Origin of the sequence: Mycobacterium sp. 236(2023), assembly GCF_029623955.1 — a bacterium.
Classification (GTDB): domain Bacteria; phylum Actinomycetota; class Actinomycetes; order Mycobacteriales; family Mycobacteriaceae; genus Mycobacterium.
On record NZ_JARSBP010000010.1, the window covers coordinates 59,601 to 86,412 of the forward strand.

24 protein-coding genes and 1 tRNA gene are annotated in these 26,812 nt (G+C 65.9%); 6 read left to right on the plus strand and 19 right to left on the minus strand.

Features of this window, described 5'->3' with window-relative positions:
* Positions 1–3: 3 nt before the first annotated feature.
* From P9A17_RS29540 to P9A17_RS29550, 3 genes are all read right to left on the minus strand, one after another.
* Positions 4–1,215 (minus strand): CHAT domain-containing protein, encoded by a 1,212-nt coding sequence (locus P9A17_RS29540; RefSeq protein ID WP_278042339.1) that lies wholly within the window; start codon positions 1,213–1,215, stop codon positions 4–6.
* A complete protein-coding gene (locus P9A17_RS29545) occupies positions 1,197–2,837 on the minus strand; it encodes a hypothetical protein (protein WP_278042340.1) in 1,641 nt (546 codons plus the stop codon). The genes P9A17_RS29540 and P9A17_RS29545 overlap by 19 nt, the downstream gene beginning before the upstream one ends.
* Before the next feature lie 64 nt (positions 2,838–2,901).
* Positions 2,902–3,405: a lipoprotein LpqH gene (locus tag P9A17_RS29550; RefSeq protein ID WP_278042341.1), complete on the minus strand. Its 504-nt coding sequence runs from the start codon at positions 3,403–3,405 to the stop codon at positions 2,902–2,904.
* Positions 3,406–3,528: 123 nt separating this feature from the next.
* Between P9A17_RS29550 and P9A17_RS29555 the strand changes: the two genes are divergently transcribed.
* Positions 3,529–4,701: a winged helix DNA-binding domain-containing protein gene (locus P9A17_RS29555; protein ID WP_278042342.1), complete on the plus strand. Its 1,173-nt coding sequence runs from the start codon at positions 3,529–3,531 to the stop codon at positions 4,699–4,701.
* A gap of 73 nt (positions 4,702–4,774) precedes the next feature.
* On the opposite strand, the gene uvrA is transcribed toward P9A17_RS29555, so the two are convergent.
* Positions 4,775–7,678 carry an excinuclease ABC subunit UvrA gene (gene uvrA / locus P9A17_RS29560; RefSeq protein ID WP_278042343.1) on the minus strand — a complete coding sequence of 968 codons (2,904 nt, stop codon included), beginning with the start codon at positions 7,676–7,678 and terminating at the stop codon, positions 4,775–4,777.
* 152 nt (positions 7,679–7,830) lie between these two features.
* On the opposite strand from uvrA, the gene P9A17_RS29565 reads away from it, so the two are divergent.
* Together P9A17_RS29565 and P9A17_RS29570 are read left to right on the plus strand one after the other, a co-directional pair.
* Positions 7,831–8,508: an MBL fold metallo-hydrolase gene (locus P9A17_RS29565; protein WP_278042344.1), complete on the plus strand. Its 678-nt coding sequence runs from the start codon at positions 7,831–7,833 to the stop codon at positions 8,506–8,508.
* Between the two features lie 33 nt (positions 8,509–8,541).
* Positions 8,542–9,426: a fructose bisphosphate aldolase gene (locus P9A17_RS29570; RefSeq protein WP_278042345.1), complete on the plus strand. Its 885-nt coding sequence runs from the start codon at positions 8,542–8,544 to the stop codon at positions 9,424–9,426.
* A gap of 77 nt (positions 9,427–9,503) precedes the next feature.
* On the opposite strand, the gene P9A17_RS29575 is transcribed toward P9A17_RS29570, so the two are convergent.
* The 8 genes from P9A17_RS29575 to uvrB form a co-directional block, all read right to left on the minus strand.
* On the minus strand, positions 9,504–9,947 hold the full coding sequence (locus tag P9A17_RS29575) for a universal stress protein (RefSeq protein WP_278042346.1): 444 nt from the start codon (positions 9,945–9,947) through the stop codon (positions 9,504–9,506).
* A 220-nt stretch (positions 9,948–10,167) separates the two neighbouring features.
* A complete protein-coding gene (locus P9A17_RS29580) occupies positions 10,168–10,803 on the minus strand; it encodes a cutinase family protein (RefSeq protein WP_278042347.1) in 636 nt (211 codons plus the stop codon).
* Between the two features lie 171 nt (positions 10,804–10,974).
* Complete coding sequence (locus P9A17_RS29585) at positions 10,975–11,298, minus strand: SMR family transporter (RefSeq protein ID WP_278042348.1); 324 nt, start codon at positions 11,296–11,298, stop codon at positions 10,975–10,977.
* Positions 11,295–11,621 (minus strand): SMR family transporter, encoded by a 327-nt coding sequence (locus tag P9A17_RS29590; RefSeq protein ID WP_278042349.1) that lies wholly within the window; start codon positions 11,619–11,621, stop codon positions 11,295–11,297. The genes P9A17_RS29585 and P9A17_RS29590 overlap by 4 nt, the downstream gene beginning before the upstream one ends.
* Positions 11,621–12,175, minus strand: a complete 555-nt coding sequence (locus P9A17_RS29595; RefSeq protein ID WP_278042350.1) for a TetR/AcrR family transcriptional regulator — start codon at positions 12,173–12,175, stop codon at positions 11,621–11,623. The genes P9A17_RS29590 and P9A17_RS29595 overlap by 1 nt, the downstream gene beginning before the upstream one ends.
* A 58-nt stretch (positions 12,176–12,233) precedes the next feature.
* Positions 12,234–12,304: transfer RNA gene (locus tag P9A17_RS29600), tRNA-Cys, on the minus strand.
* Positions 12,305–12,364: 60 nt separating this feature from the next.
* A complete protein-coding gene (locus P9A17_RS29605; RefSeq protein WP_278042351.1) occupies positions 12,365–13,792 on the minus strand; it encodes an MFS transporter in 1,428 nt (475 codons plus the stop codon).
* Between the two features lie 39 nt (positions 13,793–13,831).
* Positions 13,832–15,991, minus strand: a complete 2,160-nt coding sequence (uvrB, locus tag P9A17_RS29610) for an excinuclease ABC subunit UvrB (RefSeq protein ID WP_278042352.1) — start codon at positions 15,989–15,991, stop codon at positions 13,832–13,834.
* Positions 15,992–16,052: 61 nt separating this feature from the next.
* Between uvrB and P9A17_RS29615 the strand changes: the two genes are divergently transcribed.
* Positions 16,053–16,559: a DUF402 domain-containing protein gene (locus tag P9A17_RS29615; RefSeq protein WP_278042484.1), complete on the plus strand. Its 507-nt coding sequence runs from the start codon at positions 16,053–16,055 to the stop codon at positions 16,557–16,559.
* Between the two features lie 9 nt (positions 16,560–16,568).
* Positions 16,569–17,123 carry a hypothetical protein gene (locus P9A17_RS29620; RefSeq protein ID WP_278042353.1) on the plus strand — a complete coding sequence of 185 codons (555 nt, stop codon included), beginning with the start codon at positions 16,569–16,571 and terminating at the stop codon, positions 17,121–17,123.
* Here the strand turns inward: P9A17_RS29620 and coaE are convergent.
* Positions 17,120–18,298 carry a dephospho-CoA kinase gene (coaE, locus tag P9A17_RS29625; RefSeq protein ID WP_278042354.1) on the minus strand — a complete coding sequence of 393 codons (1,179 nt, stop codon included), beginning with the start codon at positions 18,296–18,298 and terminating at the stop codon, positions 17,120–17,122. The two genes, P9A17_RS29620 and coaE, sit on opposite strands and share 4 nt — an antisense overlap.
* Positions 18,299–18,373: 75 nt before the next feature.
* Positions 18,374–19,822, minus strand: a complete 1,449-nt coding sequence (gene rpsA / locus P9A17_RS29630; protein WP_278042355.1) for a 30S ribosomal protein S1 — start codon at positions 19,820–19,822, stop codon at positions 18,374–18,376.
* 151 nt (positions 19,823–19,973) lie between these two features.
* On the opposite strand from rpsA, the gene P9A17_RS29635 reads away from it, so the two are divergent.
* Complete coding sequence (locus tag P9A17_RS29635; RefSeq protein WP_278042356.1) at positions 19,974–21,173, plus strand: PrsW family intramembrane metalloprotease; 1,200 nt, start codon at positions 19,974–19,976, stop codon at positions 21,171–21,173.
* On the opposite strand, the gene P9A17_RS29640 is transcribed toward P9A17_RS29635, so the two are convergent.
* From P9A17_RS29640 to P9A17_RS29660, 5 genes are all read right to left on the minus strand, one after another.
* Entirely contained in the window at positions 21,163–21,969 is an 807-nt protein-coding gene (locus tag P9A17_RS29640; protein WP_278042485.1) for a thioesterase family protein, read from the minus strand. The genes P9A17_RS29635 and P9A17_RS29640 overlap by 11 nt on opposite strands.
* A 2-nt stretch (positions 21,970–21,971) precedes the next feature.
* Positions 21,972–22,562 (minus strand): TetR/AcrR family transcriptional regulator, encoded by a 591-nt coding sequence (locus P9A17_RS29645; RefSeq protein WP_278042357.1) that lies wholly within the window; start codon positions 22,560–22,562, stop codon positions 21,972–21,974.
* Positions 22,562–22,996: a tautomerase family protein gene (locus tag P9A17_RS29650; RefSeq protein ID WP_278042358.1), complete on the minus strand. Its 435-nt coding sequence runs from the start codon at positions 22,994–22,996 to the stop codon at positions 22,562–22,564. Before P9A17_RS29650 ends, P9A17_RS29645 begins: the two co-directional genes overlap by 1 nt.
* A 100-nt stretch (positions 22,997–23,096) precedes the next feature.
* Positions 23,097–25,757, minus strand: coding sequence for a DNA polymerase I (gene polA, locus P9A17_RS29655; protein ID WP_278042486.1), 2,661 nt, complete (start codon positions 25,755–25,757; stop codon positions 23,097–23,099).
* A 108-nt stretch (positions 25,758–25,865) separates the two neighbouring features.
* A complete protein-coding gene (locus P9A17_RS29660; RefSeq protein ID WP_278042359.1) occupies positions 25,866–26,750 on the minus strand; it encodes a LysR family transcriptional regulator in 885 nt (294 codons plus the stop codon).
* Between the last annotated feature and the right edge of the window lie 62 nt (positions 26,751–26,812).

The following is a 26,812-nucleotide window of genomic DNA, read 5'->3' on the forward strand; positions in this document are numbered from 1 at the left end:
CGGTCATCGCGCACCGTCGACAGCGAAGCTGACCAGCGCGGCCCAGTACAGCGGACTTGCGGCGAGATCCCCGTCGCGCCAACGGTTCAACTGCCCACGCTGCCACGCGTTGACCGCGCGGCCCGCATCCTGCGCTTCGTGAGCGGTGTCGACGGCGATGACGGCGTCGGCCATGGGATCCGAGGAATCGGTTGCGGCACTGCAGAATTGCCGGTATCCGGCAGCTGTCGGCAGGGACCAGAGCGTGGCGGTGACGAGTTGGGCGCCGCCGAGGATCAGTGCTGCCACGAGGCCGGTGGCTTCATCGAATCGGTAATCGCCGCCCGACGAGCAGGCCAGCAGCGCCGCGCGTGGCGGGATCGGCAACTGGGCGGACATCAGATCGCCTGCAGAGAGTGGGGTCTCGTCGGCGAGGTGCACAGCCGCACGGTCTGCGTGGCCCACATCGCCGTCCGCTGCGGTCGCGTGCCCGACGAACAGCAGCCGGCTCGGGGCGTGAGTCAATTGGGTCGCCAGCCAGCCGCGGTCGGCCCGGCTGGACCGGAACAGCTCGACGGTCGCATCAACCTCGGGAAGTACGTCCCGGTGCGCCCTCAGCTCGGCGAAATGCCGTGTCAGACTGCCCTGGGGGTCGGGTCGGCCCAAAACCGATCCCAGGGCGGAGTCGGGGCGCTGCCCGGGCACCCGGGGGTCCAGGACGAGAAGTGCCGCGCCGTCGCGCCGTTCGACCCAGCTGAAGGATGCGCGAGGCGCATTGGCGATGTTCGGCGGGGCGGCGAGCAGGATGTCGGCCAGTTCGATGAGCCGGCGCGCGGGGTCAGCGGGGTGTGCGAGCAGTGCCCACGGCACCTGGGCGAGACGGCCCGTAGGGGCGACGAACAGCGCCGGGTGTGACTGTGCGGCGATCAAGTCCCAGCCTTGAGCCGGGATCAGATGCTCACCGAGAACATCGGCGAGGTTCTGCTCCGCGGCGGGGTCGGCGAAAGAGCCTGCGGTGAGTGCGCGTTCGAGTGCCTGCCGGACATCCTCGGCTGGACGCGGATCGGGGAGCGCATCGGAAAGTAGGCCAAGGGCGGTCGCGAGCGCGCCCTCCTCGACGACCCAGGCGACCGTGGCGTCCGGCTGCCCGACCACACGCAGACTGGCATAGGTCGCTACGCCGACGTCGGCGTAGCGCAGCACCAACGTCCGGGCGGTCATGGCCAGGTGCTCCACGCCGGCTCCGAGGAGGTCACGTCCCGGCCATAGCGCGCGTGCGCCAGGTCGCGGTATTTCACCAGGACCGGGTCGGCATCGGGATGCATGCGAATGGGAGGCAGAGCGCCGAGCTTCGTGAGCGTGGCGCCCGCCACGGTTCCCGGTCCGGAGGCGACCAGGGCGTACTCGTCGGCATCGTCGACGGGAACCGCGGCGGTTGCCGTGTCCGCCCAGTCGGCAGTGTGCGGCGACTGCGGAACACTGAAAGTCCCTCGTGCGCCGTGATATTCGATCAGTTCACTGAGAAGATCGGTGTTGCCCCATTCCCAGGCCACCGCGAATGCACCCGCGAGCAGTCGCGACGACACGTGCGTCGCCCAGCGCATCCGGGCATCCGCGTCGCCGATCGCGTAGCGCACCGAGTCGACGGCCAATGCGGCGGGCACTTTGAGTTCAGCGGCCTGCGCGAACTTCTCGTCGGCGGTGTCCGGGTTCGCCATCGCGTCGGCGCGCAGGATCGACCCCAGATGGTCGTCGAGTCTCGCGTACTGCAGCCAGCTGTGCCGCGGCCAGCTGTCGAGTAATTCACGGGCGGCCGTGGCCCGCTGTGTGGCAGCGGTGAAATCGCCTCGCAGGATGTCCACCCAGCTGCGCTGCACGAGAATTCGGTGGATGTGCAGGGGCTTGTTGATCTCGCGCCAGTGCCGCTCGGCGTGGCCGAGTCGCTCGTCGGCATCGTCGAGTTCTCCCACGGATATCGCGATCAGACCGAAGTAGAGCCAGCTGCGGGACACATCGTGTGCGCGGTTGCCCTCCGCGATCGCCGGATATGCCTGGTGCACCAGATCTTGTGCGTGAGCCCGGTCCCCCGCAGCCCAGGCAGCGGTGGCGCGTTCCAGTTGCGTTCGCGCCGTGGCGAGTTGCCACTCGCGGGCCTCGGCCCGGGCTCCGGCGCGGCGCAGCCACGGCTCGGCCTCGGTCAGCCGCCCGGTCTCGACACAGAAACGGCCGTACCCGATGCCGGCGAGGACGCGGAGGTTGTCGTCGAGATCCGTGCCGTTCCCGGGTCCGTCGACCGCGTCGAACACCTTCTCCCACAATGGAAGTGACTGCACATGAAGGTCATCATCGCAGAGCGCGACCGCACAGAGGATCTGCGCGTGGGTGACCAGATAGGCGTGTTCGCGATCGAGGTCACCGAACGTTCCGGGCTCGCCGGTCAACGCTTCCAGATGCATTGCAGCGGTCTCGTGTTCGCCGTGCGCGGCCGCCATACCCGTGTGCAGGAACAGGGCGCGGCGACTGTACCGGGAGATCATGTGGTCGATTTCGGCGGCCGACATGGTGACCTGTGCGGCCTCGTCCGGACGTTGGCCTGCTCTGATCTCGCGATAGATCTTCAGGCAGTCTTCGATTCTCTTCACGCCTTCGGTCACCCCGTCATAGGCCGTGCGGACCAGGTAGAGCTCGCCGAGTTGCGCGTACACCTCCAACATCAGGTCGTCGCGGTCGGCTTCCTCGATGCGGGGCATCAGAGATAGCAGGATGTCTTTGGCCGCCTCTTCTTTGGCGGCGAGGGCCAGCTGGCGTGCCCGTTCGAGGTCGTGCTCGATTCCGGGATGACCGGCACCGGTGGTCATCGCGTAATCATAGGAAGCGGCGGGCGTGTCGGGCACGCCCGCCGCTTCTTGACCTGACATGGCGTCAGCTGCAGGTCACCGTGACCGTGAACGGCTTGGTGATCATGCCGGCCATCGGATTGCTCATGTCGGCGCCGACCGCTTCGCCGGTGATGGTGTAGCTGTCTCCGTCGACGGCGACCTCGGCCTTACCGGACTGCGCGCCCATTGCGTTGGCGACGGCGAGGGCGTTGCCGTCGACCACCATGCCGAGCGATTCGACGACCGGCGTCGCCTCGTCCGTCATGACGATGCCCAGGCCCTGCTGACCGCCGATCGCGCCGCTGGCGACGGTGATCTTACCGGCCTGCTTGACGCAGGTCACCGAGTTGAGGTCGAGACCGGCCAGATCGGCGCCGTCGACCTCGACCTCGGTCTTGCCGCCGTCGGCGACCGTGGAGGTCTGCGAGCTCTCGCTTGAGCTCGAGCTGGACGTGCTGTCGGCGGTCGTGCCCTTGTCGTCCGAGCAACCCACCAGCATCGCGGCGCCTGCGGCCAGACCGACCACGCCTGCGAGTACTCGCTTCATGATGTTTCCCTTCGTCTTGCTTCGCCCCAGTGGCGTCGTCGGGGTGAAGTCAATCCGGGGGCCGTGGCTACCGATCCCAATTTTCGGTCCGCTGTCGGTGCGCGCCGGTACGGTTCCTTCTCGATGCGGACCTTCACGATCGACGAACGGCGTGCCCGTTTGGCGCGGCGCCACCAGCTGGTTTCGGGTGTCGACGATGCCGATTCGGTGAGCGCGCTGACCGCGCAGCTGGTCGGGCTGCATGCCACCGATCCGGCGACGCCGCATCTGTCGCTGTGGGCGCGGCTGCCCGGTTTCACGACAGCGGATCTGACGTCGGCGCTCCATGACGAGCGCTCGGTCGTCAAGCATCTGGCGATGCGGCGCACCCTGTGGGTGGTGCATCCGTCGGATCTGCCGGCCATCCAGTCGGCCGCCAGCGATCGGGTGGCTGTCAACGAGACGCGCAGATTGGCCGCCGACGCCCAGAACGCCGGTGTCGCTCCCGACGGCGCGGCGTGGCTGGAAACCGCGTGCGCGGCGGTGCTGCGCCATCTCGGCAACGAGGGGCCATGTACCGCACGCCAATTGCGTGAGGCGGTCCCCGAGCTGACGGGCACCTACAACCCGGCTCCCGGCAAGGCCTACGGCGGTGAAGGGCATCTGGCGCCGCGGGTGCTCACTGTGCTGTCTGCGCGTGGCCACATCGTCCGGGGTCCGAATGACGGCGGCTGGACCACGTCGCGACCCCGCTGGGTGGCCGCCGGGGACTGGCTCGGGCACGCCGAACCTGTCGACCCGGAGAAGGCCCGCGCCGAGATGGTCAGCCGTTGGCTCTACGCGTTCGGCCCGGCCACGGTCACCGACGTCAAGTGGTGGTTCGGGAACACGCTCGGCTGGGCACGGCAGTCGCTCGCCGACATCGGCGCAGTCGAAGTCGATCTCGCGGGGACGCCGGGCTTCGTGCTTCCGGGTGACGACGAGCCGGAGCCCCCGACAGCGCCGTGGTGCGCACTGCTTCCCGGTCTCGATGTGACCACGATGGGGTGGTTCGACCGGGACTGGTATCTGGGGCCGCACCGCAGCCAGGTATTTGATCGCAATGGCAATGCGGGGCCGACGATTTGGGTGGATGGGCGTGTGGTCGGCGCGTGGCGTCAGGACGTGGACGCGCGGGTCGAACTCGCGCTCCTGGAAAATGTCGGCAGGCAGCACACCAAGGTCCTCAAGGCCAAGGCGCAGGAGCTGACGGCGTGGCTGGACGGAGTGCGCATCAATCCGCGGTTTCCCTCGCCCCTGAGCAAGGGGTCGCCGTAACACGCCGAAATTGCATTGCGGACTGTGCTTTTCGCGCGATCACGGCCCTGGACGCAATCTCGGCGTACCCGAGTTAGGCGCTGACTTTGCGCCTGCTCCGCGGCCTCGGCTTGGCCCGTTGCACACCCAGCGTCTCGGCCAGGAAGTGTCCGGTGTAGCTGTCCGGGTTGGCTGCGACGTCCTCCGGAGTTCCGGTCGCGACAACGGTGCCGCCACCCGATCCCCCCTCGGGACCCATGTCGATGATCCAGTCCGACGTCTTGATCACATCGAGGTTGTGCTCGATGACTATGACCGAATTACCTTTGTCCACAAGCCCGTTGATGACGCCGAGCAATTTGCGGATGTCCTCGAAATGAAGGCCGGTGGTCGGCTCGTCGAGGATGTAGACGGTCCGGCCGGTCGACCGCTTCTGCAGCTCGGACGCCAGCTTCACGCGCTGGGCCTCGCCGCCCGACAGCGTCGGCGCGGGCTGCCCCAGCCGCACGTAGCCCAGACCGACGTCGACCAACGTCTTCAGGTACCGGTGGATCGAGCTGATCGGCGCGAAGAACTCGGCCGCCTCCTCGATCGACATGTCGAGCACCTCGGCGATGGTCTTGCCCTTGTAGTGAACCTCAAGGGTTTCACGGTTGTACCGGGCGCCCTGGCACACCTCGCAGGGCACGTACACGTCGGGCAGGAAGTTCATCTCGATCTTGATGGTGCCGTCGCCGGAGCACGCCTCGCAGCGTCCGCCCTTGACGTTGAACGAAAACCGGCCCGGCTGATACCCGCGGACTTTCGCTTCCGTCGTCGCGGCGAACAGCGTGCGGATCTTGTCGAAGACGCCGGTGTAGGTCGCCGGGTTGGAGCGCGGCGTGCGGCCGATCGGAGACTGGTCGACGCGCACCAGCTTGTCGAGGTGGTCGAGACCGTTGATGCGGGTGTGCCGACCGGGCACCTGACGGGCGCCGTTGAGCTTGTTGGCCAGCACGGAGGCCAGGATGTCGTTGACCAGGGTCGACTTGCCCGAGCCCGAAACACCCGTCACCGACGTCAGCACACCGAGTGGGAATGCGACGTCGATCTCGCGCAGGTTGTGTTCACGGGCGCCGACGACGGTGAGCTGGCGCTTCTTGTCGACGACGCGGCGCATCGTCGGGACCTCGATCTCCTCCTTGCCGGACAGGTAGGCGCCGGTGATGGATTCGGGGTTCTTCAGCAGGTCCTGGTAAGTGCCGCTGTGCACGATCTGACCACCATGCTCACCGGCGGCGGGGCCGATGTCGACGACCCAGTCAGCGTGGGCGATGGTGTCGAGGTCGTGTTCGACGACGATCAGGGTGTTGCCGAGATCGCGCAGACGCACGAGCGTGTCGATGAGCCTGCGGTTGTCGCGCTGATGCAACCCGATCGAGGGTTCGTCGAGCACGTAGAGCACGCCGACGAGCCCGGACCCGATCTGCGTGGCAAGCCGGATGCGTTGTGCCTCACCACCGGACAGTGTGCCGGCGGCGCGGGACAACGACAGGTAGTCCAGGCCGACGTCGAGGAGGAAGCCGAGCCGCGACTGGATCTCCTTGAGGACCTGGCCGGCGATCGCCGCCTCGCGGGTGCCCAGCGTCAACGCGTTGAGGAACTCCGCACAGTCCGCGATGGACAGTTCGGCGACTTGCGCGATTGACTTCGGACCGAACTTGCCCGCTGTCATCGACACGGCGAGGATCTCGGGCTTGAGGCGGGTGCCTTCGCACTCGGGGCACGGCACGTCGCGCATGAAGCCCTCGAGCCGCTCTTTCATCTGCTCGGAATCGGTCTGTTCCATGCGGCGATGCAGGAACGCCATGACGCCTTCGAAGTCGGCGTAGTAGGACCGGGTGCGGCCGTAGCGGTTCTTGTACCGGACGTGCACCTGCTCGTCGCAACCCTCGAGGATCGCCTTGCGCGCCTTGGCCGGGAGCTTCTTCCACGGAGTGTCGACGTCGAAGCCGATCTGGTCGCCGAGTCCCTTCAGCATCCTGGTGAAGTACTCGGCCGTCTGCCCCATGGCCCATGGCGCAATCGCGCCTTCGGCCAGTGTCAGGTCGGGATCGGGGATGACGAGGTCGGGGTCGACCTCTTTCTTGATGCCGAGGCCGACGCACTCGGGGCAGGCGCCGTAGGGCGAGTTGAACGAGAACGACCGCGGTTCCAGGTCGTCGACCGCCAGTGGGTGACCGTTCGGGCAGGCGAGCTTCTCGGAGAAACGCTGCTCGCGGTGCGGGTGGTCGTCTTCACGGTCGACGAACTCGAGCACGACGATGCCGTCGGCGAGGTTCAGAGCCGTCTCCACCGAGTCGGTCAGCCGTTGTTTCGACGACGCCTTGACCTGAAGCCGGTCCACGACGACCTCGATGTCGTGCTTTTCCTGCTTCTTCAGCTTCGGCGGATCGGTGAGCGGATACACCACACCGTCGACCCGCACGCGGCTGTAGCCCTGCGTGTTCAGCTTGTCGAACAGGTCGACGAACTCGCCCTTGCGGGTGCGCACGACCGGCGCGAGAACCTGGAACCGCAGACCCTCGTCCATCGCCAGCACCTGATCGACGATCTGCTGCGGGGTCTGCTTGGCAATCCGCTCCCCACACACCGGGCAGTGCGGCGTGCCGGCCCGGGCGTACAGCAGACGGAGATAGTCGTAGACCTCGGTGATGGTGCCCACGGTGGACCGCGGGTTGCGGTTCGTCGACTTCTGGTCGATCGAGACAGCGGGAGACAGTCCCTCGATGAAGTCGACGTCGGGCTTGTCCATCTGACCCAGGAACTGACGCGCATAGGCCGACAGTGATTCGACGTAGCGGCGCTGTCCCTCGGCGAAAATCGTGTCGAATGCCAGCGAGGACTTTCCCGACCCCGACAACCCGGTGAACACGATCATCGCGTCGCGCGGCAGGTCGAGGTCGACTCCGCGCAGATTGTGCTCCCGGGCACCCTTGACAACTAGGCGGTCAGACACCGATGCCCCTTCTGATTCTCAAACTCAGCCCGCTTTTCGTTCGCCGGGCGCACTTCAGGCCCAATGCTAGGTGCCCCCACCGACAAGTCCTGGACAAGTCCCTGCCAAGTCCCGGCCGAGCGCTCTGGAGCAGGCAAGTAACGTGACTCACCATGACGGTCGTCGACGACAACTACACCGGCCATGTCGAAGCGCACACCGCAGCGCGGCGGGCACTGCCCGGTGCGTCGATCGTCAAAGTTTCGGTGGGCCCGATGGACAACAACGCTTACCTGGTCACGTGTTCCCAGACCGGCGAGACGCTACTCATCGACGCGGCCAACGAACCCGCGATTCTGCTTGAGCTGATCGACCGGTATGCGCCGAAGTTGTCGTTGATCGTGACGAGCCACCAGCATCAGGATCATTGGATGGCGCTGCAGGATGTCGTGGACTCGACCGGCACACCGACCGCCGCCCACAGACTCGACGCCGGGCCGCTGCCCGTGACGCCCGACCAGCTGCTCGCCGGCGGTGACACCGTCAACATCGGCGAGCTGACATTCGACGTCATCCATCTTCGCGGCCACACCCCCGGGTCTGTGGCCTTGGCGCTGGGCGGTCCTGCCACCGACGACCGGGTGCACCTGTTCACCGGTGACTGCCTGTTCCCGGGCGGCGTCGGCAAGACCTGGCAAGAAGGCGATTTTGACCAACTGCTCGGTGATGTGAGCAGCAGGGTGTTCGACGTCTTCTCCGATTCGACCGTCGTCTATCCAGGGCACGGCGACGATACGACGCTCGGGACCGAGCGCCCTCATCTGGGCGAATGGCGTGAGCGGGGTTGGTGAAGCCCGTCAAGTGAAGGAAGTCAGAAAGGGATCATGAGCAGCGATCAGTTCAACAAGGCGCAGCGCGGCGCCGGGTTCATTGCGGCACTCGACCAGAGCGGCGGCAGCACGCCCAAGGCCTTGAAGTTGTACGGCATCGGCGAGGACGCGTACTCGGGCGACGAGGAAATGTTCGACAAGGTGCACGAGATGCGGACACGCATCATCACCAGCCCGAGCTTCGACGGCGACCGCGTGCTCGGCGCCATCCTCTTCGAGGACACGATGGACCGCCAGATCGAGGGTCGCGACACCGCCGACTACCTGTGGAACGTCAAGCAGGTCGTGCCGTTTCTCAAAGTGGACAAGGGTCTGGCCGACGAGAAGGACGGCGCCCAGGTGATGAAGCCCATCCCGGGTCTGGACGAACTGCTGGCCCGCGCCCGTGACAAGGGCGTGTTCGGTACGAAGATGCGGTCGGTCATCAAGATGCCTGGCGCCGGCCTCGACGAGGTTGTCGCGCAGCAGTTCGAGATCGGCAAGCAGATCCTCGCCGCGGGCCTCATCCCGATCATCGAGCCCGAAGTGGACATCCACAGCCCGGAGAAGGCCAAGGCCGAGGATCAGCTGAAGGCAGCGATCCTCTCCGAACTCGGCAAGCTCGGCGACGGCCAGGACGTGATGCTCAAGCTGACGCTGCCCGACGTCGACAACCACTACCGGGAACTCGTCGAGCACCCGAAGGTGCTGCGGGTGGTTGCGCTGTCCGGCGGCTACAACCGCGACGACGCCTGCGACAAGCTCGCCGCCAACCAGGGCGTCATCGCCAGCTTCTCGCGCGCCCTGACCGAGGGCCTGACGGCCCAGCAGAGCGATGAGGAGTTCAACGCCGCACTGGACGCCGCGATCACCGCGATCGCCAAGGCCTCCAACTCCTGACAGCAGAAACCCTGGGTCGGCTGTGCGCCGGCCCAGGGTTTTCGCGTTTCGTGGTCTTCGGTCTTTCGAGCGCTCCGTCAGGACGTGTGCACGATGAGCACGTCGGTCTTGGACCGACGTGCGACATTCGCGGGCACGGAGCCCAGCAGGCGGCCGGCGATCGTGCTCAGACCGACGTTGCCGACGACGAGCAGATCGGCGTTCACCTCTTCGGCCAAGTCGACGAGGGCGTCGACGGGTGCACCGACGACAGCCTTCTCCTCGATGTTCTCGGCCCCTGCTTCCTTCGCACGGTCCTTGGCCTCGCGCAGGATCGCGTAGATCGGCGCGTTGCCCGACATCTTGTAGCCCTCGTCCTTGAGCACATCAGCAGCTCGCGCATCCTCGCTCTGCGGGAAGTACGCCGTCGCCACGATGAGCCTCGCGTGCGCGCCTGCAGCGATCTGACCGGCGCGGTCCACGGCACGCAGCGACGAATCAGATCCGTCCGTACCAACCACCACCGTCTGATAGCCGGTCATCAAATTCCTCCCAGGGTCGGTTGCAACGCCATTCGAGACAGTAACCCGCTCAGAGCCGAACATGTATGCGATTCACCACACACAGGTTGCATTCGCCCAGGATCGGCGCTCTGACGCGATGGCAGCGTCACGTTGAGCACCGCGACGTGATGGCGGGTACACAACGCGGAATCGCGCACTGTGCCAAGAAGAATCGCCGTCGCCTCGAGTTGAAGCGGGGTCAGCTCAGCGTTCCGAGGACCTTGCCGGCCGCGAAGGTGGCTGCTTCATTCACCATTCCGTTCCACGGATAGGCGAAGTGGGCGAAGAAGTTGTTGCCTTTCGAGCAGTACGGGTCGCCTTCCGCGCACAGGTCGATCGCCTTGCTGCCGTACAGCGGGCTGATTTTCGTCAGCGGGCCGAGCGTCGAGATGTCACGGGATGGGTTGCCGAACACGGCGATCGCGGTGACATGGTTGACCATGGTGTCGGGCAACGGCGCCGGCGTGAAGAACCAGATCGTGCGTTTGCCGATGGTGATCAGGTCGATCACGCCCGCGCCCTGCGACATTCCACCGAGCACGATTTTGGTCTTCGGGCATGTGCCGGCGATGTACTGGACCTGTTTGTTGGCGTCGAGGGCGCCCTGGCTGGTGGATTTCGAGAAGTTCCAGTTCGCCGGATAGTTCACCGCATACACGGCGACGGTCTTGCCGGGCAGCTTCTTCTTCAGCGCCGTGACGAACTGCCTTCCCACGAATCCGATTCCCGGCGAGTCGGCCGTTCCGCGCGCGAACACCACCTCGACGTGAGGGCATTCCGCAGCTTCAGCAACGGGGGCGGTGGCGGTGGAAAACGACAGAGCCCAGGCTGTCACCACCGCTACGACTAGGACACGGGCCACCTGGCGTGCGAACACCTGACAAATTTGACACATGCCTAGCAAAGTTGAACCATGCCGCGACGCAACGGTGATCGAACAGATGCCGATCTGTGTTGAGACAAAATGTGTATTGGCGCCTGCGTGTGGATAATCCTCCGCGGCCGGTCAGTGCGCCGCGCCGATTTCGACGAGGAGTACCCCGACGACGATCAGTGCGATTCCGCCGAGCATTTTCCGGGTCAGCGGTTCGTCGAACAGCAACCGCGAGAACAGCGCTGTGAGTGCTACTCCGGCGGCGGCCCATATTCCGTAGGCGATTCCCAGCGGCATCCCGTGCCGCAGTGACGCCCACAGGAGAGTGAACGCGACGACGTAGCCGACGACGACGATCGCATAGAAGGACGTGCGACCGCGGGCGGCGACCCGGAGGGCGAGCGTGCCACTGACCTCGCAGACGATCGCTGCGATCAGCAAGAGGTACTGGATCATTCGGAGTCCACGTGGGAACCGGTCTCGACGAGGACGACGCCGCCGATGATGCAGATGAGGCCGGCCACCATGACGACGGTCAGGGCCTCGCCGAAGATCACGGCAGAGAGGACGGCCGTCAGGGCCACCCCGGTTGCTCCCCAGATGCCATATGCCACACCGAGTCCCATGCCTCTTCTGAGCACGAGAGCCAGAAAGACGAACGACGCCAGGTAGCCCAGGACCACGACGACATAGAGAGCCGACACGGTCGACGAACCCTTGAGCGACAGTGTCGCTGCCACCTCGCTGGAGATGGCGAGCAACAGCAAGATCCACGTCATCACTTCTCCCCCAGCAATTCCAGAGCGACCGAAAGAACTTGCGGCCGTTCGGCCTTGCTCAACGGGAAGGTGTTGGAGGAGTCAGCCAGCCAGACGCCGTCGGCGAGCAGGCGCGCGGCGTGCAGGCGCGCCTGCTCGACTTCGGAGACATCCGCGGGGACCTGCACCCAGCGCTGAAACCGCGTGGTCCATCGGGCCAGCATGCGGTCGGAGAGTTTCGGATCGCTGAGCATCACCAGGTCGGAGGGGCGGTGCGGACTCTGCAGTGACCACCGGACGTACGCACCGAGGCGCTGACGGGCAGATGCCTGCTCGACAGGCACGTCGAGATACGTCGACAGTTCGGCCTCTTGGGAGTCGACGACGTGGTCGACGAGAGCGTCCATCAGAGCCGACTTCGTCGGAAAGTGGTACATCAGACCGGGTTTCGTGAGACCGGCGGCCTGGGCGACAGAATCGAGCGAGACGGTCGCTCCGTTGTCGAGCAAGGCTCGGGCGGTGTCGAGGATCGACGTCGCAGACGACGGACGTCCGCGCTGAACAGCTGTCGGCACGCGCGTTACTTTACCATCCGGTTGGTAAAGTAATGCACGCGCGCAGCGCAACTGTGCGAGCGAGTGACGGGATTCGAACCCGTGTAGACGGCTTTGCAGGCCGGTGCCTAGCCACTCAGCCACACCCGCACTACAAAGAAGGCTGTCAAACGGCGGCGGCACGGCACAGGGTTGCGCTCGCGCTGATCGTTATCCCGAGCGGACGGGTCGCCCGGCCCGGAACGACGCCACCGCAGCCGAGGCCGCGAACACGGCGAACGTGGCGAACAGGACTCGGGCGGCCGTGGCTCCCCCGGTGTCCGTGACGTTGACGACCACCCCGGCCAACGCCGCCCCGAACGCCGCGGAGATCACCTGCACGGTGTTGATCGCCGCTGCCGCAGCCGGCCCCTCGGCGGGATCGTCCACCTTGCTCATCGCCCACGCCGACAGGTGCGGCCACGCCATACCGACACCGGCTCCCGTGACGAACATTCCCACCGCCCACACCGCGACGAGCACCCACGAGGCATTGTCGTGCATGGTGAGCGCGCCGACGGCCAGTCCCGTCGCCATCACCAAGGGTGCTACCGCGACCGTACGCACGATCACCCGTTCCCGGCTCAGCGACGCACTGGTGATCTCGGCCGTCGTCCAACCGATCGCCAGGCCCGCCCCGAGAAAGCCCGCAGCCACCGGCGTCAGATGTGCGAGTCGCTGGCCGAACAGCGGGACATACATGTCGACCATCGTGGCGGCCATCAGCGCGCCCAACGTGAGGTAGATCCACTTCAGCGGGCCCGTACCGAAGGCACTGGGCGGCAACACAGATGCTTTCGCGCGCCGGTCCACGACGACGAAGATCCCGACGAGGACGAAACCGGCGGCGACCAGAGCCGCCGTCGCCCGCGCGTCATGCGGAATGCCCGCGATGCTCACCAGCAGGGCGGCCGCGCCGAGGAGCAGCAGCGACCAGATCGGGATCCGGATCCGCTGAGCGGGCCCGTCGTCGAGATGTTCAGCCTCGTTGCGTGCAGGCAAAGCCAACGGAACGAGCACCGACATTGCCGTGGTCATCACCACCAGGACTCCGAAAGCCCAACGCCACGAACCATATTGAGCGAAGAGGCCGCCGGCGGCGGGACCGACCAACGTGCCGACACCCCACATCGCCGATACCAATGCCGACGCTTTCGTCCACAAGTTGCTCGGCAGCGCCGTGTTGATGACCGCGTAGCCGAGTCCGGCGAGCATTCCGCCGGCCGCCCCCTGAATCGTCCGGCCGACGAGCATCACCTCCATTGACGGCGCCACAGCACACCCGAGACTGCCCAGCCCGAAAACGCTGAGACCCAACAGGTAAGCCCAGCGCGGGCCCAGCCGCATCAGCACGGAATGCACGGTGGTCGCCGCCATCACCGACCCGACGAGATAGACCGTCGTCACCCACGCGTAGAACCGCTGGCCGCCGATCTCGGCGACGGCGCTGGGCATCAGGCTGATCGTCAAGAATTCGTTGGTCGCGTACAGGGCCACACCACCGGCGAGCACCAGAGAAGCACCGAGGTTCCTCGGGCCGAGGAGCTCCCGCCACGTACCGGTCGCGATGCTCGTGCTGTCGGTTCCTGCGTCGGTCACGACGACGACCGTAGGACCTCAACAGCGGTTGAGATCAAGTTATTTGAGCCCGGCGGCATCCATGCCACGGAGTTCCTTCTTCAAGTCCTGGATCTCGTCGCGGATCCGAGCGGCCAACTCGAACTGTAGATCGCGTGCCGCCGCCATCATCTGAGCCGTCAGATCCTTGATCAGGTCGGCCAGTTCCGCGCGTGGCATGTTCTTGGTGTCCCGGCCCTCGAAGACGCCCGCGCTGACCGCACGGCCCGGCTCACCCTGGGCGCGCCTGCCGCGCGAGGCGTTGCGGCCCGACCCGCCCACCTCGACGGCCTCGGTGTCGTCGGCCTCGCGGTACACCTGGTCGAGGATGTCGGCGATCTTCTTGCGCAGCGGTTTCGGGTCGATCCCGTTTTCCACGTTGTAGGCGATCTGCTTGGCGCGGCGGCGTTCGGTCTCGTCGATCGCCTGCTTCATCGAGTCCGTGATCTTGTCGGCGTACATGTGCACCTCGCCGGAGACGTTGCGCGCCGCGCGGCCGATGGTCTGGATCAGGCTTCGCGGGGACCGCAGGAACCCTTCCTTGTCGGCGTCGAGGATTGCCACCAGGGACACCTCAGGAAGGTCGAGGCCCTCGCGGAGCAGGTTGATGCCGATGAGCACGTCGTACTCCCCCAACCGCAGCTGGCGCAGCAGCTCGACACGGCGCAACGTGTCGACCTCGGAGTGCAGATACCGGACCCGGATCCCCATCTCCAGCAGATAGTCGGTGAGGTCCTCGGCCATCTTCTTCGTCAGCGTCGTCACCAGAACACGCTCGTCACGTTCGGTGCGCGTGCGGATCTCGCCGATCAGGTCGTCGATCTGACCCTTCGTCGGCTTGACGATGACCTGCGGGTCGACCAGCCCGGTGGGGCGGATCACCTGCTCGACGAATTCGCCTCCGCTCTGCGCCATTTCGAAGTTCCCCGGCGTCGCCGACAGGTAGACCGTCTGGCCGATGCGGTCGGCGAACTCCTCCCATGTCAGCGGTCGGTTGTCGACGGCCGAGGGCAACCGGAAACCGAAATCGACGAGGTTCCGCTTGCGCGACATGTCACCTTCGTACATACCGCCGATCTGCGGCACGGTGACATGCGACTCGTCGATGACCAGAAGGAAGTCCTCCGGGAAGTAGTCGATCAGCGTGGCGGGCGCCGTACCCGCACCACGGCCGTCGATGTGCCGCGAATAGTTCTCGATGCCGGAGCAGAACCCGACTTGGCGCATCATCTCGACGTCGTAGTTGGTGCGCATCCGCAGCCGCTGCGCCTCCAGCAGCTTGCCCTGCCCCTCGAGTTCAGCCAGCCGCTCCTCGAGCTCGGCCTCGATGGTCGAGATCGCGTGCGCCATCCGCTCGGGCCCCGCCACGTAGTGGGTGGCGGGGAAGATCCGCAGCGAGTCGACCTGCCGGATAACGTCGCCGGTCAGCGGATGCAGGTAGTAGAGCGCCTCGACCTCGTCGCCGAAGTACTCGATCCGGATGGCGAGTTCCTCGTAGGCCGGGATGATCTCGACGGTGTCGCCGCGCACCCGGAACGTCCCCCGCGTGAACGACATGTCGTTGCGCGTGTACTGCACGTCGACCAGCAGCCTCAGCAGCCCGTCGCGGGGCACCTCGTCGCCGACCTTGAGCTCCACGGAGCGATCCATGTAGGACTGCGGCGTGCCGAGGCCGTAGATGCACGACACCGATGCGACCACCACGACGTCGCGGCGGGACAGCAGATTCGACGTCGCGGAGTGCCGGAGCCGCTCCACGTCGTCATTGATCGAGCTGTCCTTCTCGATGTAGGTGTCCGTCTGCGCGATGTACGCCTCGGGCTGGTAATAGTCGTAGTACGAGACGAAGTACTCGACGGCGTTGTTGGGCAACATCTCTCGAAGCTCGTTGGCGAGCTGTGCGGCGAGCGTCTTGTTCGGCGCCATCACCAGCGTCGGCCGTTGGAGACGTTCGATCAGCCATGCGGTGGTCGCGGACTTGCCCGTACCGGTGGCACCCAACAGCACCACGTCGCGCTCACCCTCGCGGATACGGCGCTCCAGCTCGTCGATGGCGGCGGGCTGGTCCCCAGCGGGCTCGTACTCGCTGACCACCTCAAAGCGCGCACCGGAGCGCACCACCTCGTCCACAGGGCGGTACTCCGAGTGCGCAACCACCGGATACTCAGTCGCGAAAGCCATGTTCACCAGGGTAGAACCCAACGCCGACATCTTCTGTTCCGCGAGGCCTTATTCTGAGCGCATCCACCCACCCAAGCACGAGATCTTCGACGTCACGGCACGTACCAACACCGATCCGAAAGGCATCGTTCGTGCGGTCGACGTGTACACGGTCCATCCGTGGGGGCTCTACATGGCCCGGCCGACGCCCGGGCGCGCACAGTTCCACTACATCGAGTCGTGGCTGCTGCCGTCACTGCACCTACGCGCGACGGTGTTCCATTTCACTCCAGGCCACGAGCGCGACCAGGACTTCTACCTCGACGTGGGCGAGTACACCACCGACGGCGACCGCTGGCACGGTGTCGACCATTACCTCGACTTGGTCGTCCGCACCGGCCGCGACGTGCAGTTAGCCGATATAGACGAGTTGCTGGAGGCCGTCTCGACGGGCGTCCTGAGTGCCGATGCGGGAGAACGCGCTATCCGGATCGCGACCGCCACAGTCGACGGTCTCGCCAGGCACGGTTACGACCTCAACCGCTGGCTTGCAGGTAAAGGCATGGTCCTGACATGGCGCGACGCATAGACTCCCCATGTGAGCGCGAGTAGACGAACGCGGACCGCCGGCGCGGCGATCAGTGCTGCGGTGGTTGCTCTGGCGAGTATGCAGGTGTTTCCTGCCACCGCGCTGGCCCAGCCCGAACCTCAGCCGGAGGTCGAGACCCAAGCGCCCGAGTTGCTGCACAACATCACCTACCGCGCCCGCGTCGACGGGGTATCGCGCGGCGCGACGATCACCTACAAGGCCGAGGGAGATCAGATCCTGTTCGCGGAGCCGACGATGGTGCCGGGTCGCGTCTTCGAGGCAATGGCCGTACTGCCGGCGTCGGGGATCGCGAACATGCGGGTGTCGATCGAATGGCCGTACTCGGCGAATCTGCACTGCGAGATCCTGATCGACGACGCACTGGTCGCCCAGGCGGACGACTTCATCGCGCCGCGGGTGCTGCCCCAGCGCGAAGATCCCGACTACGGTGCGCTGACGTGCGAGGCGCCGGTTGCCGGGGTCGCCAACCCGACTCCTGCCGATCCGGCGGCGCTCCCGCCAGACCAGCCCGTCGAACCCCTGCCGGTCACACCGCCCGCTTAGGCGGGCCGCCACCCAGTGGTGTCCGCCCACTGCCACGCTCGCCGATACGCGTCGACAAACCACGGCTCCTTCGCCTCGGCATAGTCCGCCATCGTCGCATGGTTCTGCTGGGCCACCCGCCGTTTGAGGTCGAGATACTCGGTCGCCACATCGGGATTGGCACTCACCCAGTCGACGAACAGCAGCGCGAATTGCTGTCCCGGCCAGCCGTCGACACGCACGTGCACGTTGGTGGGTCGTCCGGGGTCCGCCGAGCAGAACAGCCGCTTCTGCCAGCGCTCGCGATCGTCGGTGTGGGCGGTGTCCTCGATATACGGGGACCGGACGTATCCGGCTGCCAGCAGCGGCTCGGTCAGCTCGTCGGCGACGTCCAGCGAGGCGACGGTGACCTGGATGTCGATGACGTCCTTGGCGTCCATCCCGGGGATCGCGGTGGACCCGATGTGGTCGATGCGCGACGCGCGATGCCCGCACGCGGTGCGTAACCGAGCGAGGATGCGTTGCGCCTCGGCCGGCCATTCAGGGTCGGACGGAACCAGCCGGGGCGCAGAGCGGGCGGGCTCCCCCGCCGTGATGTTGTCGGCGAACGGCTGGATCCGGTCGTGCCACAACGCCCGAGCCTCCTCGACCAACTCCTCTGAACTGCCCGAGTTGTCGAGCCAGATGTCGGCGACTGCCCGGCGCTCTTCCTCGGTGGCCTGGGCTGCGATGCGGGCCCGCGCATCGTCCTCGGAGAAGTTCCGGTATTCGATGAGCCGCTTGACCCGCAGGTCAGGATCGGCGTTGACGACGATCACCAGCGGGAACATCGGGGCCATCTGCGATTCGACCAGCAACGGGATGTCCTCGACGATCACGGCGTCGTCGGCAGCCGCGTCGATGAGCTCCGAACGGCGCTGTCCCACAAGAGGATGCACGATGCTGTTCAATGTCTTGCGCTTTTCGTCGTCGCTGAACGCAATCGCGGCCAAGGCCGGCCGGTTCAGTGCGCCGTCAGGCGACAGGATCTCCTCGCCGAACGCCCCCACGAGGCTCGCCAAGCCCGGGGTCCCCGGTTCGACGACTTCGCGGGCGATGACGTCGCCGTCGACGACGATGCCACCGAGCTGACTGAACGTCGACGACACCGTCGACTTGCCCGCCCCGATTCCTCCGGTCAATCCAATGCGCAGCACGGCCACAGTCTGTCAGGAGGCTTGAACGACGAACGCCCCGACCCAAAGGGGTCGGGGCGTCCGTTCTACGAACTGCTAGGCGTTGCCCGCGAGCTTCTCGCGCAGCGCGGCAAGCTGGGCATCGCTGGCCAGCGATCCACCACTCGACGGCGCCTCGGAACTCGACGACGCACCGTTGCTACCCGCCGGCTTGGCAGCCTCGGCGGCCTCGGCAGCGGCGAACTTCTCCATCTGGGCGGTGTGCATCTTGTGGCGACGCTCGGCCTCGGCGTACCGGGCCTCCCACTCGTCACGCTGCTTCTCGAAGCCTTCGAGCCACTCGTTGGTGTCGGCGTCGAAGCCCTCGGGGAAGATGTAGTTGCCCTGGTCGTCGTAGCTGTCGGCCATGCCGTACTTCCAGGCCTCGAACTCGTCGGAGTAGTCCTCGTTGGCCTGCTTGAGGCTCAGCGAGATCCGGCGACGCTCCAGGTCGATGTCGATGACCTTGACCATCGCGTCGTCGCCGACCTGGACAACCTGGTCCGGGACCTCGACGTGGCGCTCGGACAGCTCGGAGATGTGCACCAGGCCCTCGATGCCCTCTTCGACGCGAACGAACGCACCGAACGGGACGAGCTTGGTGACCTTGCCCGGCACGATCTGACCGATCGCGTGGGTACGGGCGAAGTGACGCCACGGATCTTCCTGAGTCGCCTTGAGCGACAACGAAACCCGCTCGCGATCCATGTCGACGTCGAGCACCTCGACGGTGACCTCGTCGCCCACCTGAACCACCTCGGACGGGTGATCGATGTGCTTCCAGGACAGCTCGGAGACGTGCACCAGGCCGTCGACGCCGCCGAGATCGACGAAGGCGCCGAAGTTGACGATCGAGGACACGACACCCTTGCGGATGGCGCCCTTGGTGAGCTGGTTGAGGAACTCGCTGCGCACCTCGGACTGGGTCTGCTCCAGCCAGGCGCGGCGCGACAGCACTACGTTGTTGCGGTTCTTGTCGAGCTCGATGATCTTGGCCTCGATCTCCTTGCCGATGTACGGCTGCAGATCGCGGACGCGACGCATCTCGACCAGCGACGCGGGCAGGAAGCCGCGCAGGCCGATGTCGAGGATCAGGCCGCCCTTGACGACCTCGATGACGGTGCCCTTGACGGCCTCGTCCTTCTCCTTGAGCTCTTCGATGGTGCCCCAGGCGCGCTCGTACTGAGCGCGCTTCTTGGACAGGATCAGGCGGCCTTCTTTGTCCTCTTTGGTGAGAACGAGAGCTTCGACCTCGTCGCCGACGGACACAACCTCATTGGGGTCGACGTCGTGCTTGATGGAGAGCTCGCGGGAAGGGATGACGCCTTCAGTCTTGTAGCCGATGTCGAGCAAGACTTCGTCGCGGTCAACCTTGACGATGGTCCCTTCGACGATGTCGCCATCGTTGAAGTATTTGATGGTCTTGTCGATGGCGGCGAGAAAATCTTCCGCGGAGCCGATGTCGTTGAGGGCTACTTGCGGAGACGTGACGGAGGGACTTGGCATGTGGTGGGTTGCTCCGGACAGGTTTAATCGTAGGGACAGAAATTGTTTTGTTGGCTGTACCTGCGAATGGCGCACACAGATACGCGTCAAGGCTACTCGACTGGGTCCATGCAGGACAAACCCACCTCCCCGCAGCGGTTAACCTGCACTCGTGTCTATTGCAGGCGCTCCCGGGGGGCCACACCAATTTCAACAGTACGGCGCACCTTTTGCGCGTCGAATCCGCAAGGTCGGAGCGCCGTTGGGCGTGCTCATCGGCCTGGGGACACTCGCAGGGCTGATCGTCATCGTGCTGACCTTGGCGAACCCGGTCGGGGCTGCCGTCGGGTTCGTGTTGTCGAGCATTGCGATGGCCGTCGTCATCCTGGCCTACCTCTGGCTCGACCGGTGGGAACCGGAGCCGCCCCGACTGCTGATCTTCGCTTTCATCTGGGGTACGTCGGTGGCGGTCGTCATCTCCGCGATCCTGCAGATCGTCCTGGACGCGTGGCTCAATCCCGCGGTGGATGCCGCCGAGACGGGGGTCAGCGCGTTCACGCTGGTCGTGGGCGCGCCGGTGACCGAAGAGGCCGCCAAGGGCCTGTTCCTGCTGCTGATGATGACCGGTGCGCGCCGCAACGAGCTGAATTCGCTGACCGACTGCCTGGTGTACGCGGGGCTCGTCGGCGCCGGTTTCGCCTGGCTGGAAGACATCCTCTACATCGCCAACGGGGAGTCGCTGGCCGAGTCGCTGTTCACCGCGGCGCTGCGGCTGATCATGGGGCCGTTCGCGCACTCCCTGTTCACGACCATGTTCGCGCTCGGTGTCTGGTTCGCCCTACAGAAGCGGAGCGCGTCGGCCAAGGCCGGCTGCATCCTGCTCGGTTATCTCGGTGCCGTCGTGTTGCACGCGATGTGGAACGGGTCGTCATTGCTGGGCACCGGCGCGTACTTCGGCACCTACGTGTTCTGGATGATGCCGGTCTTCGCGCTGGCGATCGTGCTGGCCGTGCGGAGCCGACGCCAGGAACAGCGCATCGTGGCCGAGAAACTGCCCGGCATGGTGGCCGCCAACATCGTCACCCCGAACGAGGCCACCTGGTTGAGCTCGCTGCCGGCCCGCAAGCAGGCGATCGCGGAGGCCACCCGGTTCGGCGGCAAGGACGCCGCCAAAACGGTGAAGCGGTTCGCACATCAGGTCATCGAGCTGGCGTTCGTGCGTGACCGGATCGACCGCGGCTTCGGCGACCCGCGCGTCACGGCGCTGCTCAACGAGGAGGCCTACGCGGTGTACGCCGCCAGGGCCGAGTCGCCGGCCCTGCAGCAGATGGCCGGGTACCGCTCCCCGATCCCGCCTGCCGCTAGGTCTTGAAGTAGACCAGCTGGTGCGTGGTGACGAGTAGTTCGCCGGTGCGGCTCCAGATCTCGGCGGACTGGTCGAAGTAGCCACGGGAGAATCGGTTGGCGTGCGCCTGGCACAGCACGAAATCGCCGCCCGCAGTAGTGAGTTCCTCGACGCCGGCGTGGAAGTACGTCGTGAGTGAGATCGTGCCGGCAGGCACCGGCGCGCCACGCCTGAGGAAGACGCGCGGATAGAAGATGTCGCTGACGGCCGCCAGTGCCGGGAAATCCAGGGGGCGGCCGACGCGGTCCCGCGCCCACAGCGTGGTGGTCGACGACGCGGCCGGGTCGGCACCCTTGCCGGGGATGGGCCCGTCGACGAAGCGCATGTCGTAGTTGCGCGCCCAGACGACCATCGGCGGCAACCCCGATGGCTCGATCTCGTCGGGCTCCGGCACAGCGGGCCGGAGCCGTTCGGTGTCCGACCACGTATCGCGGCGCAGCCCGAAGACCGCGGTGGCATTCGTGACGACCGTGCCGTCCTCCGAAAGCTCGACCATCCAGTGCTGGTTCGACCGATTGGTACGGACGACGGACGCTGTGATGTCGAACTCTCCGTCGGCGACGGGCGCCGTGAAGTTCACCGTGAGGGCGACGGGGTCGCCGATGCGGTCGGGATGGATTTCGATGGCCCGCAGCAACAGCGCGGCCGTCATCCCGCCGAACGGACCCACCATGTTGGCCCACTCGGCGCTGGTCTTGCCGCGTACCCGGCCTGGTTCGATGGTGTCGAGGCGGATGGCGTCGTCGAAAGGATGCTCAGCCAAAGTCACGTGCCTTTCGTCAGTGCCAGGTCGATCAATTGATGCAGCGACCGTCCAATGCTCTCTAGAGGTTCAGGCCCGCCGGATGCCCGTGCCAAAATAATGGCGCCCTCGATGCCGGCGAGAATCGCCACCGCAAGATCGCGCGCGGCGGGTTCCTTCAACCCCCTGTCGACCATGGCATCGATGAGTATCTCGATCCACAGCTCAAAGCCGTCGTTCGCCGCCCGGCGCAATCCGGGTGCGGACCGTGATTCGACGGCTGCTGCGGCGACGGCGCAGCCCAGGTGGTACTCGCCGTCACGCATCATCGCGATCCACATCCCGACGAAGCTGTCGAGGGCATCGTGGAGCGTGCCCCGGACCATGATCGCCCGGACGACATCAGCCATCTCTTCGGCAGCGTAGGTGGTGGCCTCGGCAGCGAGTTGCGTGCGCCCTTCGGGGAAGTGGTAATAGATGGAGCCGCGGGGGGCGCCGCTGTGGGCGATGATGTCCGAAAAACCTGTTCCGACAACCCCGGTGGACCGCTGGAGTTGCGCGGCGCTGCGAAGCATCCGGGTGCGGGCATCGGTTCCCGCGGTGTCGTCGGGCACTAGGCGCCGACCACCGCGCCGGCGTCTGCGGAGCGCAGTTTGGCGATGAACTCCTGTTCGGCCTCCGGTGTCGTCGCCGGCAAGATCATCCCGGCTTCCATCGCCCAGTTCGGCGGGAAGTCGGCCACCGCCACGAGCAATCTCGTGGGCTCGATTCCTGTCACTGTCGACACAATTTCGTAGATTCGGCGCATCAGCTCATGACGGACTTCGTCGGTACGGCCCGCGCGGATATTGCCGCGGATCAGGATCGGAGACGCGGGTTTACCTCCGGTGAACGTGCGGCCCGCTGGCAGCTCCGGGAACGCTACGTGGACGAATTCGAATGGAGCGCCGGTGATGTCGACGTGCGCGCGGGTGATGCCGTCAGCAATCTCGGCCCGCTGCTCGTCAGTGAGCGCCCCTTCGGTGGTTGCACATTCGTAGAGCGGCATTTGTTCGACCTTTCACCAATTCGAATCTGTATGACGACATACATAGTCACACCCGGCGTGCGGCAGCGTCAAGAGAAGAATGACGGAGATCCGCGGTCGCTCAGTGCGCGGCGGAGTCCCAACTGCGCCCATAGCCGACAGAGACTTCGAGCGGCACATCAAGCGCGTAGGCGCTGCCCATGTGCTCGCGGACCAACGCATCGAGGGTTTCGCGTTCCCCGTCGGCCACCTCGAACAGCAATTCGTCGTGTACCTGCAGCAGGGTGCGCGACGAGAGCCCGGCGTCCTTGATGGCCTGGTCGACGTTGATCATCGCGACCTTGATGATGTCGGCGGCGCTCCCCTGGATCGGCGCGTTGAGCGCCGCCCGCTCTGCCGCCTCGCGCACCTGCCGGTTGCTGCTGTCGAGCTCGGGCAGGTAGCGCCGGCGTCCGAACACCGTCGACGTGTAACCGTCTTTGCGGGCCTGATCCACCACGTCCCGCAGGTAGTCACGCACGCCGCCGAACCGGGCGAAATACTGCTCCATCTGCTCTTTGGCTTCTTCGGTCGAGATCTTGAGCTGCTGGGACAGACCGTAGGCGCTGAGCCCGTAGGCCAATCCGTAGGACATGGCCTTGACGCGACGCCGCAGCTCGGCGGTGACCTCGTCGATCGGCACCGAGAACGCCCGCGATGCGACGAACGAATGCAGATCCTCGCCGGTGTTGAACGCTTCGATAAGGCCCTCGTCGTGCGACAGATGGGCCATGATGCGCATCTCGATCTGGCTGTAGTCGGCCGTCATCAACTCGGAGAAACCCTTGCCGACGACGAAGCCGTCGCGGATACGGCGTCCCGCTTCGGTGCGGATCGGAATGTTCTGCAGGTTCGGCTCGGTGGACGACAGGCGGCCCGTCGCCGCGATCGTCTGGTTGAACGTCGTGTGGATGCGTCCATCGGAGGCGACCGCGTTCAGCAGTCCGTCGACGGTGACCTTCAGCCGCGTCGCGTCGCGGTGAGTCAGCAGGTGCTGCAGGAACGGATGCCCCGTTTTGTCGAACAGCGATTGGAGAGCATCGGCATCGGTGGTGTAACCGGTCTTGGTGCGCTTGGTCTTCGGCATCTCGAGCTCGTCGAACAGGACGACCTGCAGCTGCTTGGGTGACCCGAGGTTGATCTGCTTGCCGATCACGGCATAGGCCGCCTCGGCCGCGTCGCGGATCTGGCCGGCGAACTCACTCTGCAACTCGGTGAGCAGGTCCAGGTCGACGGCAATGCCCGCGGTCTCCGCCTCGGCCAGTGCCCGCTGGACCGGCAGCTCCATACTGCCCAGCAGCGCGGACGAGTCGATGCGGGCCAGCTCCTCATCGAGCGCGTCGGCCAGATCCATCACCGCGCTGGCGCGCAGCAGCAGTGTCTGTACGGCCTGTTCGTCAACGCCCTCGCCGTCATCGAGCAGGGAAAGTTGTTGCTGCTCAGGGTTATCGGCTCGCAGCTCGCGCTTCAGATAGCGCAGGGAGAGGTCATCGAGCGAGAAGCTGCGCTGCCCCGGCCGCACCAGATAGGCGGCCAGCGCGGTGTCCGAAGTGACGCCGTTGAGCGTCCATCCGCGACCGAGCAGGTCATGTTTGGCGAGCTTGGCTTCGTGCAGGGCCTTCGGCACGGCGTCGTCGGCCAGCCACGACGACAACGCCGCCTCGTCCTCGGGATCGAGGCTGGTGGTGTCGATGTACCTGCCGTCGCCATCGGGCGAGACGATCGCGATGGCCGTGGCGTCACTGTCGAAAGCGAGGTGATTGCCGACGACGGCCACACCGAAGCGCCGGCCGTGGCTGTGTTCGGCCAGCCACGCCGACAACGTGCCGGCCTCCAGAGCCCCACCGCGGACGTCGAACCCTTCCTCCACCTCCGGGTCGGCCGAAGCCAGCGTGTCGAACAGCCGGTCGCGGAGTACCCGGAACTCGAGGTCGTCGAAGAGCCGGTGGATGTGGTCGCGATCCCATGGCTGCATCCGCAAGGTGTCCGGAGTCTGCGCCAGCGGGACGTCCTTCACGAGCTCAGTCAGCTGCCGGTTGAGCAGCACGCCCGACAGGTGTGCGCGCAGCGCGTCGCCCACTTTGCCCTTAACCTTGTCGACGTTGTCGACCAACGACTGCAGTGACCCGTATTCGGCGATCCACTTGGTTGCTGTCTTCTCCCCGACTCCCGGAATTCCGGGCAGGTTGTCGCTCGGGTCGCCGCGCAGCGCCGCGAAGTCCGGGTACTGGGTCGGTGTGAGCCCGTACTTCTCCTGGACGGCCTCGGGCGTGAATCGCGTCAGCTCGCTGACCCCCTTGCGCGGATACAGCACGGTGACGTCGTCGCTGACCAGTTGCAGCGCATCGCGGTCACCGGTCACGACCAGAACCCGGTGCCCTTCGGCCTCGGCCTGCGTCGCAAGTGTGGCGATGATGTCGTCGGCTTCGAAGCCGGCCTCGGCGAGCACGGTGATGCCCAGCGCCCCGAGCACCTCCTTGGTGATGTCGATCTGACCGCGGAACTCGTCGGGTGTCGCCGAACGGCCTTCCTTGTACTCCGGGTACTTCTCCTTGCGGAACGTCTGACGGGACACGTCGAACGCGGCGGCGATGTGGCTGGGTTGCTCGTCGCGGATCAGGTTGATCAGCATGGCCGTGAAGCCGTAGACAGCGTTGGTGGTCAGCCCGCCCTGGGTCTTGAAGTTCTCGGCCGGCAGCGCGTAGAACGCACGAAACGCCAGCGAGTTGCCGTCCAGCAGCATCAGGGTCGGCTTGGTGTCGGTCTCCGATGCGGTCTTGGCAGGGCTCACGGAGTTCACTCTAGGCAGTCGGTCCGACAGCGTGACCACCCTGGGCGGGCGGTCACGCAATCACGCCTGGCGACCTGATCTGATCATCTGCCGTGCCCGCTCGCTGAGGAGGCGCGCCGCTGGTTCTGTGTTGTCACTGCGCCACGCCCACACCAGCCTTCCCCGAAGCTCGGGCGACAACCGCAATGCGTGCAGGTCACCCCTGCGGGTCATCGATTGCGGCACGATCGCGACACCCAACCCGTGACGCGCCAGCTCGGCGAGCTCGGCCGGACTGGTCGCCTCGAACGCGATGCGGGGACGCAAACCTGCCGTGGCACAGGCATTGTCGAGCCGGGATCGAAGACCGGTGCCGACAGGAAGCGAAATCAGCGGGTAGTCGCAGAGCTTCTGCAGCGACACCACTTTCCGGCGGGCGAGCGGATGCTGGGTGGCGACGGTGGCTTCGAGCGCCTCATCGGTGATCACCTCGAACTCCAGCCCCGCGGGTTCTTCGTCGATGCCGATCGACACGATCGCGGCGTCGAGGCGGCCGTCGTCCAGTTTGGCGAGCAGCACGTCAGAATTGTCAGCGCCGAGCGTGACCTCGACGGCGGGATGGTCGGCGTGGAAGCCGGCGATCAGGCCCGCGACGTCCACCGGGTGAAGGGTCACGGTGCCGATCGATACCGATCCGCGAACGAGGTTCGACACCTCGTCCACGGCCGCCTGAGCGGAGCGCACCGCCGACAGTGCCGCCTTGGCGTGCGGCAGCAGAGCCGCGCCGGCCTGCGTCAGCTGGACATCGCGACTCGATCTCGTCAGCAACGGCTGCCCCACCTGCCGTTCGAGGCGTCGGATCTGCGCGCTGACGGCGGGTTGCGCGACGTGTTCGCGCTCGGCAGCCCTGGTGAAGCTGCGTTCCTCCACCACCGCCACGAAATATTCGAGCTGACGTAGCTCCATAAGCAAAGCTTATCGAAAGCAGACTCAGACGGTATTGGACTTATGCAAGTGTCTTTCGCAGG